Source organism: Citrobacter sp. Igbk 16 (assembly GCF_028069755.1).
In the GTDB taxonomy this organism is placed as follows: domain Bacteria; phylum Pseudomonadota; class Gammaproteobacteria; order Enterobacterales; family Enterobacteriaceae; genus Citrobacter.
Window position 1 is genome coordinate 14,525 of sequence record NZ_JANEWJ010000031.1, and the last position, 14,501, is coordinate 29,025.

Annotated in this window: 10 protein-coding genes; 5 read left to right on the top strand and 5 right to left on the bottom strand. The window is 56.5% G+C overall.

All coding sequences use genetic code 11. The features are described 5' to 3' along the window. Positions 1-23: 23 nt before the first annotated feature. The gene (locus tag NNO03_RS18055) at positions 24-2,315 is read right to left on the bottom strand and encodes a TonB-dependent siderophore receptor (RefSeq protein ID WP_271450156.1); all 2,292 of its coding nucleotides are present in this window, start codon (positions 2,313-2,315) and stop codon (positions 24-26) included. 251 nt (positions 2,316-2,566) lie between these two features. Here NNO03_RS18055 and fes point away from each other — a divergent pair, with 251 nt between their 5' ends. From fes to entF, 3 genes are read left to right on the top strand one after another with little or no spacing between them, the layout of a single operon-like run. Further along, a complete protein-coding gene (gene fes, locus NNO03_RS18060; RefSeq protein WP_271450157.1) occupies positions 2,567-3,784 on the top strand; it encodes an enterochelin esterase in 1,218 nt (405 codons plus the stop codon). Between the two features lie 30 nt (positions 3,785-3,814). Further along, entirely contained in the window at positions 3,815-4,033 is a 219-nt protein-coding gene (locus tag NNO03_RS18065) for an MbtH family protein (RefSeq protein WP_137379192.1), read from the top strand. Continuing rightward, positions 4,030-7,920 carry an enterobactin non-ribosomal peptide synthetase EntF gene (gene entF / locus NNO03_RS18070; protein ID WP_271450158.1) on the top strand — a complete coding sequence of 1,297 codons (3,891 nt, stop codon included), beginning with the start codon at positions 4,030-4,032 and terminating at the stop codon, positions 7,918-7,920. The genes NNO03_RS18065 and entF overlap by 4 nt, the downstream gene beginning before the upstream one ends. 33 nt (positions 7,921-7,953) lie before the next feature. Here the strand turns inward: entF and fepC are convergent, their stop codons facing one another. From fepC to fepD, 3 genes are read right to left on the bottom strand one after another with little or no spacing between them, the layout of a single operon-like run. Continuing rightward, on the bottom strand, positions 7,954-8,757 hold the full coding sequence (fepC, locus tag NNO03_RS18075; protein WP_271450159.1) for an iron-enterobactin ABC transporter ATP-binding protein: 804 nt from the start codon (positions 8,755-8,757) through the stop codon (positions 7,954-7,956). After that, entirely contained in the window at positions 8,754-9,746 is a 993-nt protein-coding gene (fepG, locus tag NNO03_RS18080; RefSeq protein ID WP_271450160.1) for an iron-enterobactin ABC transporter permease, read from the bottom strand. The genes fepC and fepG overlap by 4 nt, the downstream gene beginning before the upstream one ends. After that, entirely contained in the window at positions 9,743-10,750 is a 1,008-nt protein-coding gene (gene fepD / locus NNO03_RS18085) for a Fe(3+)-siderophore ABC transporter permease (protein ID WP_271450161.1), read from the bottom strand. The genes fepG and fepD overlap by 4 nt, the downstream gene beginning before the upstream one ends. 109 nt (positions 10,751-10,859) lie before the next feature. Between fepD and entS the strand changes: the two genes are divergently transcribed. Continuing rightward, positions 10,860-12,095 carry an enterobactin transporter EntS gene (gene entS / locus NNO03_RS18090; protein ID WP_202039188.1) on the top strand — a complete coding sequence of 412 codons (1,236 nt, stop codon included), beginning with the start codon at positions 10,860-10,862 and terminating at the stop codon, positions 12,093-12,095. A 61-nt stretch (positions 12,096-12,156) separates the two neighbouring features. Here the strand turns inward: entS and fepB are convergent, their stop codons facing one another. Further along, positions 12,157-13,113: a Fe2+-enterobactin ABC transporter substrate-binding protein gene (gene fepB / locus NNO03_RS18095; RefSeq protein ID WP_271450162.1), complete on the bottom strand. Its 957-nt coding sequence runs from the start codon at positions 13,111-13,113 to the stop codon at positions 12,157-12,159. 188 nt (positions 13,114-13,301) lie between these two features. Between fepB and entC the strand changes: the two genes are divergently transcribed. Continuing rightward, the gene (entC, locus tag NNO03_RS18100; protein WP_271450163.1) at positions 13,302-14,477 is read left to right on the top strand and encodes an isochorismate synthase EntC; all 1,176 of its coding nucleotides are present in this window, start codon (positions 13,302-13,304) and stop codon (positions 14,475-14,477) included. Positions 14,478-14,501: the final 24 nt, after the last annotated feature.

The window sequence follows — 14,501 nt, forward strand, 5'->3', positions numbered from 1 at the left end:
CAGCGAGGAGAGGGAAAGCGTTATCAGAAGTGGGTATTCACGCTCATGAACCACGTACGACCCGGTTCGTTATAGGTGTACGCGCCAGCGCCCGCCATATAATTACCGGTAACGATATCGCCAGTGGTCTGGGCATTGCCTTCACGCCACAGACGTTTGTCAAAGACGTTATCCACGCCGCCGGTCAGGCTGACGTTTTTGGTCACGTCCCAGGTCGCGCTCAGGCCGACGATGCTGTACGGACTCACTTCTTGTGCCGAGCTGCCGGTCACCGGTTTACCCTGGTAATCGTATTTCTTCGGCTGCTGTTTGCCGTACCAGGTAAAGGTGGATTGCAGTGACAGATCTTCACGAGCCTGCCAGCTCAATGTTGAGTTCAGCGTGTATTCCGGAATAATCGACAGACGTTCGCCAGTCTCTTTATTCTTGCTTTGCAGCATGTAAGTGATGTTGTTGGTCCAGTTAACGGTCTCGCTAACCGGCACGTTCAACGTTCCTTCCAGACCTTCCACCACCGCTTTAGGAATATTTTCCCACTGATAGATATCGGTATAGGTTGTGGTGGTCTTGCCCGTAGTTGCGTTTTTCTTGCTGATAGAGGTTCTGTCAAACGGTACCGTACCCGCTTCAATCTTGTTACGGTAATCGTTGCGGAACCAGGTAACGCCAGCCAGCCAGCCGTCACGTTTGAACTCCAGACCAATCTCTTTGTTGATGCTGGTTTCAGCTTTCAGGTCATCGTTACCCATCATGTAGCAACCAATGCCCGTCGCAGATCCGGTGGCATAGCAGCCCTGGCCTTTACTGTACAGAATGTAATTTGGGTTGAGTTGGTACAGGCTTGGTGCTTTATAGGCGCGCGCGATGCCCATTTTCAGCGTAAAGTCGTCGCCCAAACCCTGAGACAGGTTCAGCGACGGGCTCCAGTTGTCGCCCACAATGCTGTGGTGATCGAAACGCAGGCCCGGCGTCAGCATGGTGCTGTCGGTCAGCTCCATGTTGTTTTCAGCAAACAGAGAGAAGATCTCGGCTTTCGAATATGGGCTGCGATCGGTGCTGCTGTAGCCTGGAATATTACCGCCCATAAAGGTCTGCGAGTTAGACAGCATGTCCTTCATGCGCTGCTGGTTCCATTCAGTACCCAGCGTCAGGTTTTGATTGACCAGCAGATCCAACGGAATGCTGATCTCACTGTGCAGCATGACGTCATTCAGGTCGGCATCGACATATTTTTGTGCAGCAGTCGGGTCGAAGATCCCCTCGGTTCCCCCGGCCAGACCTTCCGGCGTGCGAGAGTTACGCGTGTGTTCGTACTGCACCCAGTTGCTGGTGGTGACACCATTATCCCAGCCGCCGTTCCAGGTCAGCGAGTAGTTCTGACGGTACAGACGGTTAGTTTCTTTACCGTAGTTATCTTTCACCAGCTGGTTAGTGTTGGTATTTTGCGTGTCACCCGCGTACAGGTTGCCCTGGCGGCTATAACCCGCTTCCAGTTCCAGTGACTGAAGTGGGGCGAAATCCCAACGCACAATACCGTTGATATCTTTGTTGATCACCCCTTCGCGACCGGCCGGTAAGGTATTGGAATACGTACCTGTACGTTCTGACTGATGGCCCTGGTTGATGTCCCACGCGTCTGCCTGGGTTTTGTCGAGGTTACCGTACAGACGGAAGCTGAAATCTCCGCCCAGCGGGCCATTCAGGCTAAAGTTGGTGCGTTTGGTCGAACCTTCGTCTTTGTGCTCCGGCGCGTTGAAATAGGTATCCCATGAACCGTGCCATTCACTACTGCCTTTTTTGGTGATGATATTCACCACACCACCTGCCGCGCCGTTGCCGTAGCGTGCTGCTGCCGGGCCGCGCAGGACTTCAATGCGTTCAATCATTTCTGGTGGTACCCAGGCGGTATCACCGCGGGTATCACGCTCACCACGCCACCCCTGACGCACTGAGTTGCGGCTGGTCACCGGTTTACCGTCGATCAAAATCAGGGTGTTTTCTGGCCCCATGCCGCGAATATCGATCTGGCGGTTGTTGCCGCGCTGACCGCTGGTTGAGTTACCAGTCAGGTTCACACCAGGCATGGTACGGATGATTTCCGAGACGTCGCGAGCCGGAGGGTTCTTACGAATTTCATCAGCGGTGATGGTTGAAACGCCTGGAGCCTGCAGGTTCTGCTGAGCGGCGGTGACGACGATGGTGTCTTCATGAGAGACGGCGGCGCTATCGGTTTTATCTTCTGCCATCGCGGGCAGTGCTACCCCGTAAATCCCTAAATTGACCAATAAGGCCAGTGAATGAATCTTGTTGTTCATTGTATGTCCTGCTTTCTTTTAGCCACGAGTACCCGTGTGCCGTTTTGGGCACCAGGCCTGATGTCGCCCGCATCTGCGTAAACCCTCCGTTCCAGAAAAAGTACGCAGCGCCAGGTCGGTTTATAAGTGGTGAAAAACTGTGCGCGCTTCCCACAGCGCGTCAATACGCTATTGCAAATGCAAATAGTTATCAATAATATTATCAATATATTTCACGCTCAGATATAAAATTTCACAATAAACATGGGGTTATGACGGTGACGGCGTTAATGATGGGAAGCGAGGCGTGGTGGCAGTCAAAAAATGGCCCGGAATGGGAGCGTGAAGACAACGGAGATTACCGCGTAACGTTCTGGTGGCGTGACCCACAGGGAACCGAAAAAGAGTCAGCCATTCGCCGGGTGTGGGTCTACATCACGGGCGTTACCGATCATCATCAAAATGCCGTCCCCCAGTCGATGAGACGTATTGATGGGGCGAATGTTTGGCGCTGGAGCATTTCCCTGAGCGCTAACTGGCGCGGCAGCTACTGTTTTATCCCCTCCGATCGAAACGATATTTTTGCCTCACTGGCACCGGGTGAAACGCCCGATCGCACTGTGCTACGCGAAGGCTGGCGACAACTGTTGCCACAGGCTATTGCGGACCCTCTCAATACTCAAAGCTGGAAAGGGGGCCGGGGGCATGCGGTGTCCGCCCTGGAGATGCCAGATGCTCCCGTACAGCCGGGATGGGATCGCCCTGAAAACCCCGGCTCGCCCGCCGTATGCCTGCAATGGCACAGTGACCGATTGGGTAATACGCGCCGGGTGTGGGTTTTCACCACCGGTGAAGCCAACCCGGAAGAACGTCCCCTGGCTATTCTGCTGGACGGACAATTTTGGGCACAGAGTATGCCGGTCTGGCCGGCTCTGACCTCACTCACTCATCGTGGCCAGCTTCCTCCCGCGGTATATCTCCTGATTGATGCCATTGACACGCCGCATCGCAGCCATGAGTTGCCGTGTAACGCTGATTTTTGGCTGGCAGTTCAGCAGGAATTATTGCCGCGGGTGAAGACCACGACGCCATTCAGCGACGACCCGCAGCGTACGGTGGTTGCCGGGCAAAGTTTTGGCGGTTTGGCTTCGCTGTATGCCGGACTGAACTGGCCGGATCGGTTTGGCTGCGTACTCAGTCAGTCCGGATCTTATTGGTGGCCGCATCGCGGTGGCCATCAGGATGGCGTGATTATTGAACAACTAAAGGCCGGAACGCTAAGCGTTCAGGGTTTACGTATTGTGCTGGAAGCCGGGACCCGCGAGCCGATTATTTTTCGTGCTAATCAGGCGCTATTCGCCCAATTTCCCTCTGCACCACAGTCTATTTTCTGGCGTCAGGTTGAGGGTGGACATGATGCGCTTTGCTGGCGCGGCGGTTTAATGCAAGGGCTGATGACGCTCTGGCAACCGCTCACTGACACGCTTTAACCGGACGATGTTCCACGACAGGAGTTGAGTATGGAATTCAGTAACCCCTTCGATAACCCGCAGGGACAGTTTTACATTCTGCAAAACCCACAACGTCAATTCAGCCTCTGGCCTCAGCAGTGTTCACTTCCTGCTGGCTGGACGGTTGCGTGTGAACCGCAGTCGCAGGAAGTCTGCCAGCAATGGCTGGATGCGAACTGGACCACGCTGACGCCAGCGAACTATGTCGATGTACAGGAGGCGCAATGACTCAGCGCTTACCCTTAGTTGCGGCCCAGCCAGGGATCTGGATGGCAGAAAAGCTCTCCACATTGCCCTCGGCGTGGAGCGTTGCACACTATGTCGAATTAACCGGTGAACTGAATGCACCACTTCTGGCAAAGGCGGTCGTGGCCGGTCTGGAGCATGCGGATACCCTGCGGATGCAGTTCACTGAGGATAACGGTGAAATCTGGCAATGGGTTGATCCTACGCTCACCTTTGCTGAACCTGACATTCTCGATTTACGCGATGAATCCAGTCCGCACGAAGCGGCGCGTGCGTTGATGCGGGCGGATCTGCAACAGGATCTGCGCGTTGACGGCGGCAAGCCGCTGGTCTTCCATCTGCTCATTCAGGTGGGAGATAAACGCTGGTACTGGTATCAACGCTATCATCACTTACTGGTTGATGGCTTTAGTTTCCCAGCTATTACCCGCCAGATTGCTGCCATTTACACAGCGTGGCTGCGCGGTGAATCCACGCCAGCCTCGCCATTTACGCCGTTTGCCGAGGTCGTGGAAGAGTATCAACAGTATCGTCAAAGCGATGCCTGGCAACGTGATCGCGCATTCTGGGCTGAGCAACGCCAACAACTGCCGCCGCCGGCTTCATTGTCGAACAAACCGCTGCCGGGTCGCTCAGCCAGCGCGGATATTATTCGGATGAAGTTAACGGCACCTGAAGGTTCATTCCGCCTGCTTGCGTCGCGTATGCCAGATGTTCAGCGTGCGGATCTGGCGCTGGCGCTGGTTGCATTGTGGCTCGGTCGTTTATGCAGCCGAATGGACTATGCCGCCGGGTTTATCTTTATGCGCCGCATGGGATCAGCGGCGCTTACCGCTACTGGACCGGTGTTAAATGTCCTGCCCTTTGGCGTGAGACTTGATGCAGCAGAAAGTCTCCCTGCGCTTGCGCAACGGCTGGCCGGCCAGATGAAGAAAATGCGCCGACACCAGCGCTATGATGCCGAACAAATTGTCCGTGACAGCGGGCGTGCGGCCGGGGCTGAACCGCTGTTTGGCCCGGTGCTGAACGTGAAGATCTTTGACTATCAGTTGAATATTCCTGGCGTGCAGGCACAAACCCATACGCTGGCGACGGGGCCGGTTAACGATCTGGAACTGGCGCTGTTCCCGGATGAAAACGGTGGGCTGAGCATTGAAATTCTGGCGAATAAGCAGCGATATGACGCCGCTACGTTGGCACAACATGCTTCGCGTTTAACGGCGCTTATCGCGCAATTTGCCGCAAATCCGGCGCTACGCTGCGGGGATGCGGAGATGCTGCTGGCGTCCGAGCACGAACAGCTGGCGACGATTAACAATACGGCAGTGACACTCCCTTCCACTACATTGAGTGCGCTGGTGGCTGGGCAAGCCAGCAAAACACCGGATGCGCCGGCGCTGGCCGATGCCCGCTATCAGTTTAGCTATCGCGAAATGCGTCAGCAGGTGGTGGCACTGGCAAAACTGCTGCGCGAACGCGGTGTGCGCCCTGGGGACAGTGTGGCGGTTGCCTTACCGCGCTCCGTTTTCCTGACGCTGGCGCTGCACGGTATCGTCGAAGCGGGGGCCGCCTGGTTACCGCTGGATACCGGATATCCGGATGATCGCCTGCGGATGATGCTGGAAGACGCTAAACCTACGTTGCTTATCACCACTGATGAACAACGGGTTCGTTTTAGCGATATCCCTGGGCTGGAAAGCTTGTGCTACACCGCGCCGCTACCAGAGCAAGATGACACACCATTAGCATTATCACGACCAAATCATACGGCCTATATCATCTTCACCTCAGGCTCGACGGGCAGACCAAAAGGGGTGATGGTGGGGCAAACCGCCATCGTTAACCGCCTGCTATGGATGCAGAATCACTATCCGCTGACAGTCGACGATGTGGTGGCGCAAAAAACGCCATGCAGCTTTGATGTTTCGGTCTGGGAATTTTTCTGGCCCTTCATTGCCGGCGCAAAATTGGTGATGGCTGAACCAGAGGCACATCGTGACCCGCTGGCGATGCAACAGTTCTTCGCGAGGTTTGGGGTAACGACAACGCACTTTGTACCGTCGATGCTGGCGGCGTTTGTGACCTCACTGACGCCAGAAACGGCGCGGGAAAGCTGCTCCACGTTGAAACAGGTGTTTTGTAGCGGTGAAGCGCTGCCGGCAGAGTTGTGCCGCGAATGGGAGCAACTGACCCATGCACCGCTGCACAATTTGTATGGGCCAACCGAGGCGGCGGTAGATGTCAGCTGGTATCCAGCCTGGGGTGAGGAACTCGCTGCCGTGACCGGCAACAGCGTACCCATCGGCTATCCGGTCTGGAATACCGGTTTGCGGATCCTCGATGCCATGATGCGTCCAGTGCCCATTGGTGTCGCCGGTGATCTGTACCTGACGGGGATCCAACTGGCGCAGGGATATCTCGGCCGACCAGATCTGACGGCGAGCCGTTTTATTGCCGATCCCTTTAACCCTGGCGAACGTATGTACCGTACCGGAGACGTGGCGCGCTGGCTGGAAAATGGGGCTGTGGAATATCTTGGGCGCAGTGATGACCAGCTAAAAATCCGTGGGCAGCGTATTGAACTGGGCGAGATTGATCGGGTGATGCAGCAGTTGCCTGATGTTGAGCATGCTGTTGCCCATGCCTGCGTATTCAATCAGGCGGTAGCGACAGGCGGCGATGCGCGCCAGTTAGTGGGCTATCTGGTGTCACAATCGGGTTTACCGCTGGATATTCCGGCATTGCGCGAGAATCTGCGCGCAACCCTGCCTGCACATATGGTACCGACAGTGCTGCTGCAACTGGCGGAGCTTCCGCTCAGCGCCAACGGCAAGCTGGATCGTAAAGCGTTACCGATGCCACAACTGACGTCACGTCAGGAAGGGCGGGCGCCGCGAGCAGGGACTGAAACCACGATTGCTCAGGCGTTTACGGCCTTGCTGGGTTGTGAGGTCAATGATGTTGAAGCGGATTTCTTTGCGCTTGGCGGGCATTCTCTGCTGGCGATGAAGCTGGCGGCACAATTGAGTCGCATTTTTGCGCGCCAGGTAACGCCTGGGCAGATTATGGTGGCCTCGACCGTCGAACAGCTCAGCGCATTGCTGGATAGCAATGATGACGAGCAGTCGCAACGGCTGGGATTTGAAACGCTGCTGCCGCTGCGTGAAAGCGATGGCCCTGTGCTGTTCTGCTTCCATCCGGCATCGGGTTTCGCCTGGCAGTTTAGCGTGTTGTCGCGCTACCTTCCCCCACAGTGGTCGATTATGGGTATCCAGTCGCCGCGACCGGATGGCCCGATGCAGACAGCAGAAAACCTGGATGCGGTGTGCGAACAGCACCTGGCAACGTTACTTCGCCAGCAACCTCATGGGCCTTATTATCTGATTGGGTACTCGTTGGGCGGTACGCTGGCACAGGGCATTGCTGCCCGATTACACGCGCGCGGAGAAACGGTCGCGTTTCTCGGTCTGCTGGATACCTGGCCGCCGGAAACGCAAAATTGGTCGGAAAAAGAGGCCAATGGACTCGACCCGGAAGTGTTGGCGGAAATTGATCGTGAGCGGGAGGCGTTTCTGATGGCTCAACAGGGTAATGCGTCCGACGCATTGTTTAGCGCTATCGAAGGTAACTACGCCGATGCGGTTCGACTGCTGAGTACGGCACATAGCGTACCTTTTGCGGGACACGCGACGCTGTTTGTTGCTGAACGCACGTTACCGCCGGGAGTCAGCCCGGAACTCAGTTGGTCGCCGTGGATTTCCAGTCTGGATGTTTATCGCCAGGACTGCGCGCACGTCGATATCATTACGCCGATGGCTTTCGAGAAGATTGGGCCAGTCATGCGTGACGTGCTCAAAGATATCCAATAAATGGACTCGCCACCTCTGCGGAGGTGGCACGATTTACCTGTTTGCTGTACGTCCTAGCGGGACCACTAACGGCGTTCCGGCAACCGGATCGTCGATAATCATACACCGCAGCCCATAGATTTTTTCAATGAGCTCTGCTGTGACAATCTCTTTCGGCGCACCCTCGGCAACGATCTTTCCATCACGAAGTGCAATCAGATGAGTGGCATAGCGACATGCCTGATTCAGATCGTGCAGAACAGCGGCCAGCGTGTAACCTTTCTCCCGGTTTAGCTCACTCAGCAGCTCCAGCAGATCAATCTGATGGCTGATATCCAGCCAGGTGGTCGGTTCGTCGAGCAGCATAATCGACGTTTCTTGTGCCAGCACCATCGCTATCCACGCGCGTTGGCGTTGACCGCCGGAGAGGGTATCCACACTTTGCGCCGCCAGATGCGTGATCCCCGTGGCCTGCATCGCGTGGGTTACCGCGATTTCATCTTCTTTACGCCAGCGGGTAAATAAAGGTTGATGTGGGTAACGCCCACGAGCAACCAGCTCCTGCACGGTAATATCGCCTGGCGTGGTGGCATTTTGCGCCAGCAGACCAATTCTGCGTGCGACCTCTTTGCTGGGGTAATGTTGAATATGTTCACCATCGAGCCAGACGTTGCCGTGCGCGGGCGTCATCAGACGACTCAATGTACGCAGCAGCGTGGACTTTCCACAACCGTTGGGTCCAATAATGGCAGTGAAGTGACCATCGGGGATCGCGACATTAAGGTTTTCCGCCACGGTAAATTTGCCATAACCCAGCGTTAACTGGTCGCCACGCAAACGGGCTACTGATTCGGTCATTTTTTGCGGGACTCCTGAATTAACAAGACGATAAGGTAAATACCGCCGAGGCTTACGGTGACAACGCCAACCGGAAGCTGATAAGGCATAAAGAGCTGCTGAGCGCATAAATCGGCCATCAGCAGTAACAGGGCACCGCACAGCGCCGACTGCGTTAATCCCCAACGTGCCGTGCCGCTAAGCCGACGCGCGATATGTGGGGCCACCAGGGCAATAAACGAGATAGGGCCTGCCAGCGCGGTGGCCGCAGCGGTCAATACCACTGCGACCAGCATCATCATCAGACGTGAGCGTTCAACGCTGACACCAAGCGCACAGGCGCTGTCATCACCCATTTCCAGTAAACGCAGGCGACGTACCAACAGCGCGGCGCACCCCAGCATCACGATAATCAGCGGCGCTGAAGGCCAGGTCTTCGCCCAGGTCGGACCGTTGAGCGATCCGGCGTTCCACAGCCCGGCGGTCAGCGCAGTTTCTAAGGACGCTTTCAGCAGCAGCCAGGTGTTGAAGGCCACCAGCATAGCGCGAATGCCGATCCCGATGATGATCAGTCGGAAGGTGTCGATGCCGTTGCGCCAGGCCAGCGCCCAGACCACCAGCGAAGTCAGGACCCCGCCGAGCATGGCCGCCAGCGCGATAGCGGTAAGATGCTGACCAAACAGCACCATTGCGACCAGTACGCCGCTCCAGGCACCGGTATTGAAACCCATCACGTCCGGGCTACCCAGCGGGTTGCGCATCAATGACTGGAATATCGCGCCGCTAACGCCCAGCGCCGCGCCAATCAGCAGCGCCATCAACACGCGTGGTAATCGCCACTCGGTCACCACCAGCGTAATGCTACGCGGTGCATCGCCGAGCAGGGCGGCAATAATTTGCTGGGTCTCGAGCATAACGGCACCGCTGCGCAGGCTCCACAATCCAACGGCCAGGCAACCGACGACCAGCAGCAGACAACTGATAATCAGGCGACGGGAGAGATGCATCATGCGCCACCTCCGCGCTGTTTGCGGCGTACCAGGAAGATGAGAACCGGCGCGCCGATAAACGCGCTGACGACCGAGACGCGCAGTTCGCCGGGCACAATCAGACGACCGATGATATCGGCTATTAGCAGCAGAGAAGGGGTGGCCAGCAGAGTGACGGGCAGCGACCAGCGATGATCTGCGCCCACCAGCCAGCGTGCCATATGCGGCATCATCAGGCCGATAAATGCGATAGGGCCGACGATGGCGGTCGCACTTCCGCACAGTACGGTAATCACCAACAGGCCGATAAACTGGGTACGCGCAACTTTGCTGCCCAACGCCGTTGCGGTGTCGCTTCCCAGACTGAGGCTATTCAGACCACGGCTAAGAAACAGCGCGACAGCACCGGCAATCAGGACCGGGACCAGCACGACTTTCAGCGTCTGCAGGCTGCGGATATCCAGTGAACCGGCTTGCCAGAAACGCAACTGGTCGTAGACATCCGGGTTGAGCAGGGCGATGCCGGTAGATAACCCTTCCAGAACAGCACCCAACGCAACACCGGCCAATGTCAGGCGTACCGGGCTGAGCTGTCCGCCGCCCTGACTACCGGTAAAAGCCACAATCAGTGAGGCTGCGAGAGCCCCGGAAAAAGCCATTACCAGTTGTTCTTGCGGGGAGGAAAAGCCAAACAGCGACGCGCCTAAAACAATCGCGAAGCTGGCCCCGGAATTGACGCCAAGAATACCCGGATCGGCCAGCGGGTTGCGGGTGAGCGTTTGCATCAGCGCACCCGCCAGGCCCAGCGCCCCCCCTGCGAGGAGCCCTGCCAGCGTACGCGGGAGTCGCGCGTCCAGCACGATGGTGCAATCGGCGCTTTGACAACTGCCGGTGAGTGCATCAAATACCACGGAGGCGGGCAGCGACTTTGCGCCAATAACCAGACTTAATGCCGTGGTGAGAACAAGGAGTAACAATAGTCCGGGCACGGCGAAGGCGCGTGTCGCGGAAACAGAGCATGACATATCAACTTCCCTGATAATGATAGTAATTATCGTTATCGATCTTATTTGGATATGTTAGCATGTGCAGCCATCGAATGGATATTGAAAAAGTACCTGGTAAGGCTCTGTAATGAATCGACAATCCTGGCTGCTTAATCTCAGCCTGTTAAAGACCCATCCTGCATTTCGCGCTGTTTTCCTCGCCCGTTTTATTTCCATTGTCTCTCTGGGGCTATTGGGGGTTGCGGTCCCGGTACAGATCCAGATGATGACCCAGTCGACCTGGCAGGTGGGTTTGTCGGTTACGCTGACCGGGAGCGCCATGTTTATTGGTCTGATGGTGGGTGGCGTACTGGCCGATCGCTATGAGCGCAAAAAGGTGATCCTGCTGGCCCGCGGAACCTGTGGTATCGGTTTTATTGGCCTGTGCCTGAACGCGCTGCTGCCCGAACCGTCGTTGCTGGCTATCTATGTTCTGGGTTTATGGGATGGCTTTTTTGCCTCGCTGGGTGTCACCGCACTGCTGGCGGCGACACCTGCGCTGGTCGGGCGTGAAAATCTGATGCAAGCCGGGGCGATTACCATGCTGACGGTGCGTCTGGGATCGGTGATTTCGCCAATGCTTGGTGGGGTGCTGCTGGCGACCGGGGGCGTGGTCTGGAACTACGGCCTGGCGGCGGCGGGTACATTCATTACCTTGCTGCCATTGCTGAGCCTTCCCGCTTTACCACCTCCGCCACAACCGCGTGAACATCCGTTGACATCGCTGGTGGCGGCGTTCCGTTTTCTGTTCGCCAGCCCGCTGATTGGCGGCATTGCGCTGCTCGGTGGTCTGTTGACCATGGCGAGCGCGGTACGTGTATTGTACCCGGCACTGGCGATTAACTGGCAGATGTCGAGCGCTCAGATTGGGTTACTGTATGCGGCTATTCCCCTGGGCGCGGCCATCGGGGCTTTAACCAGCGGGCAACTGGCACACAGCGTGCGTCCTGGCCTGATTATGCTGGCATCAACCGTGGCCTCTTTCCTGGCTATCGGCCTGTTCGGCTTGATGCCGGTCTGGGAGCTGGGCGTTGTTTGTCTGGCGCTGTTTGGCTGGCTGAGTGCGGTCAGTTCTTTGTTGCAGTACACCCTGTTGCAGACGCAGACGCCGGAAGCGATGCTCGGGCGAATTAACGGTTTGTGGACCGCGCAGAACGTAACCGGTGATGCGATTGGCGCGGCGCTGTTAGGGGGGCTGGGGGCGATGATGACGCCTGCGGCCTCGGCAAGCGTCAGTGGGTTTGGGTTGGTGATTGTCGGTCTGTTGCTGCTGCTGTTGTTAAGCGAGCTTCGTCGTTTCCGACAGATACCTGTGAATGCCTGATAGCGGTGTGCGCTACGGTTTGTAAGCCGGATAAGGCGTTAGCTGTATCCGGCGATAGCCATTAAAAGAGCGCCGACAGGCGTTGCAGCAGTAGCGTCGCGCTGTAGTAATCCAGACGGAAGGTTTCCGTGCCCAACGCATAAACGCGTTTGTTTTGCACGGCAGGCAGATGTGCCAGCAGTGGGTTAGCGTAAATCGCCTCGGCATCTTTGCTGTCGCCTGCAAACAGGAACAGCGCTTCACCGTTCAGGCCGGCCGCCAGATTCTCACCACCAAGCTGGATAATGTCGTGACGTTTACCCTGGCTCTGGCTGGTATGTAGTCCGGCAGGTAGCGGTGCCAGCGTGAAACCGAGCTGTTCCATCAGCTTGCCTTGCGCGGACTCCGGCGTCCACAGGTTGGCGCTGTGCGCGGCTGCGGTATACACCAGCGCGCTGACCGGCTGTGGCGGCAGGGTGATACGTTGCTTTACCGCGAGCAGTTGCTTATCAAACTCAGCAATACGCGCCGCTGCCTGTTGCTCCTGCCCGGTGATTTCACCTAATTGTGTCAGCAGTGACTGCCAGCTTTTGTCGTCGTAATTAATGATAAGCGTAGGGGCTATGGTGGACAGTTGATCGTACAGCGCAAGCGCGGAGTCTCCCCCGGTGGCGCTGACCAGAATCAGGTCCGGCATTTGTGCTGCAACGGCTTCGGCGCTCGGCTCGCCAATATACAGGCGGCTCAGTTTGCGTGCTTTGGCGACGTCGCTCCACTGGCGTAAAAAGCCCTGAGCGTCACCGATACGGTTATTCGGTGTCGTGGCACCGCTGGCAATGATAGGCGCATCAATGGCGAGCAGAGAACCGGTGAGCGTGACGCTGGTGGAAACAATGCGCAGTGGCTTATGTTCCAGCGTGTGCGTGCCACGACTGTCGGTAACCTGGCGTGGCCAGTCAGCGGCATGGCTTAAAGAAATTCCTGAAATAGCGAGTCCAACCAGTAACAGCGCAGTGCGGTAAAACGCGGGAAATCTCACAAATAAGCTTCCTGTTATCAATGTAGTTAATGCTTCTCATTTTCATTGTTACGCGTCAGGGATGCAAGCCTAAGTCGCACATTGTGTTACCACAAGAGTTGACATACCGACGCTTTGCTTTTAGGTTAGCGACCGAAAATATAAATGATAATCATTATTAGAGCCTTTATCATTTTATGGAGGATGATATGGACACGTCACTGGCCGAGGAAAAAACGCAGACTATGGCAACTCTCGCTCCCGACAGTTTTTTCTTTATGTCGCCGTATCGTAGTTTTACGACGTCAGGATGCTTCGCCCGCTATGCGGAACCGGCAATTGATGGTGATTCACCAGACAGCCCTTTCCAACAGAAAATGCACAAACTGTTTGCGCAGGCCAAATCGCAGGGCATCGCAAACCCCATTATGGTCGGGGCCATTCCCTTTGACACCCGCCAGCCCTCGTCGCTGTTTATTCCCCAATCATGGCAAAGCTTCTCACGCACGGCAAAGCAGCAATCAGCGCGTTACTTTACTGCCCATCAGTCGCTGAATGTCGTTGAGCGTAAATCGATTCCTGAGCAGGATTTTTTCGAAGATATGGTCGCCAGAGCAGCGGCGCTGACGGCAACGCCGGAAGTCGACAAAGTGGTGCTGTCACGCCTGATTGATGTGACCGCCGACGCCAATATCGACAGTGGTGCACTGCTGGAGCGGCTGATCGCGCAAAACCCGGCAAGCTACAACTTCCATGTGCCCATCGACGATGGCGGTGTACTGATCGGCGCCAGCCCGGAATTGCTGTTACGCAAAGAAGGCGACCATTTCAGTTCGCTGCCGCTGGCGGGATCTGCACGTCGCCAACCGGACGATGTTCTGGACCGGGAGGCGGGGATCCGTCTGTTAGCTTCCGAGAAGGATCGCCATGAACACGAGCTGGTCACCCAGGCGATGAAAGCGGTTCTGCGCGATCGCAGCAGTGAGCTGCAACTTCCTTCGTCTCCGCAACTGGTCACCACGCCCACGCTCTGGCATCTCGGTACCCCGTTTGAAGGTAAAGCCAATGCCCAGGAAAACGCACTGACGCTGGCTTGTCTGCTGCATCCAACACCGGCGCTAAGTGGCTTCCCGCATCAGGTTGCTCAGAAACTGATTGCTGAACTGGAGCCGTTCGATCGCGAACTTTTCGGCGGCATTGTTGGCTGGTGTGATTCGCAAGGCAACGGCGAATGGGTGGTGACGATCCGCTGTGCGAAACTGCTGCGTAATCAGGTACGTTTCTTCGCCGGAGCCGGCATTGTGCCCGCCTCGTCACCGATTGCGGAGTGGCGTGAAACGGGTGCCAAGCTATCCACCATGTTGAATGTTTTTGGACTGCATTAAGCGCCTGGTCTACCAGGCTATTCA

Excerpts from the sequence above, each read along its gene's own strand:
- NNO03_RS18055 (WP_271450156.1), bottom strand. The coding sequence starts at position 2,315 with ATGAACAACAAGATTCATTCACTGGCCTTATTGGTCAATTTAGGGATT.
- fes (WP_271450157.1), top strand. The coding sequence starts at position 2,567 with ATGACGGTGACGGCGTTAATGATGGGAAGCGAGGCGTGGTGGCAGTCA.
- NNO03_RS18065 (WP_137379192.1), top strand. The coding sequence starts at position 3,815 with ATGGAATTCAGTAACCCCTTCGATAACCCGCAGGGACAGTTTTACATT.
- entF (WP_271450158.1), top strand. The coding sequence starts at position 4,030 with ATGACTCAGCGCTTACCCTTAGTTGCGGCCCAGCCAGGGATCTGGATG.
- fepC (WP_271450159.1), bottom strand. The coding sequence starts at position 8,757 with ATGACCGAATCAGTAGCCCGTTTGCGTGGCGACCAGTTAACGCTGGGT.
- fepG (WP_271450160.1), bottom strand. The coding sequence starts at position 9,746 with ATGATGCATCTCTCCCGTCGCCTGATTATCAGTTGTCTGCTGCTGGTC.
- fepD (WP_271450161.1), bottom strand. The coding sequence starts at position 10,750 with ATGTCATGCTCTGTTTCCGCGACACGCGCCTTCGCCGTGCCCGGACTA.
- entS (WP_202039188.1), top strand. The coding sequence starts at position 10,860 with ATGAATCGACAATCCTGGCTGCTTAATCTCAGCCTGTTAAAGACCCAT.
- entC (WP_271450163.1), top strand. The coding sequence starts at position 13,302 with ATGGACACGTCACTGGCCGAGGAAAAAACGCAGACTATGGCAACTCTC.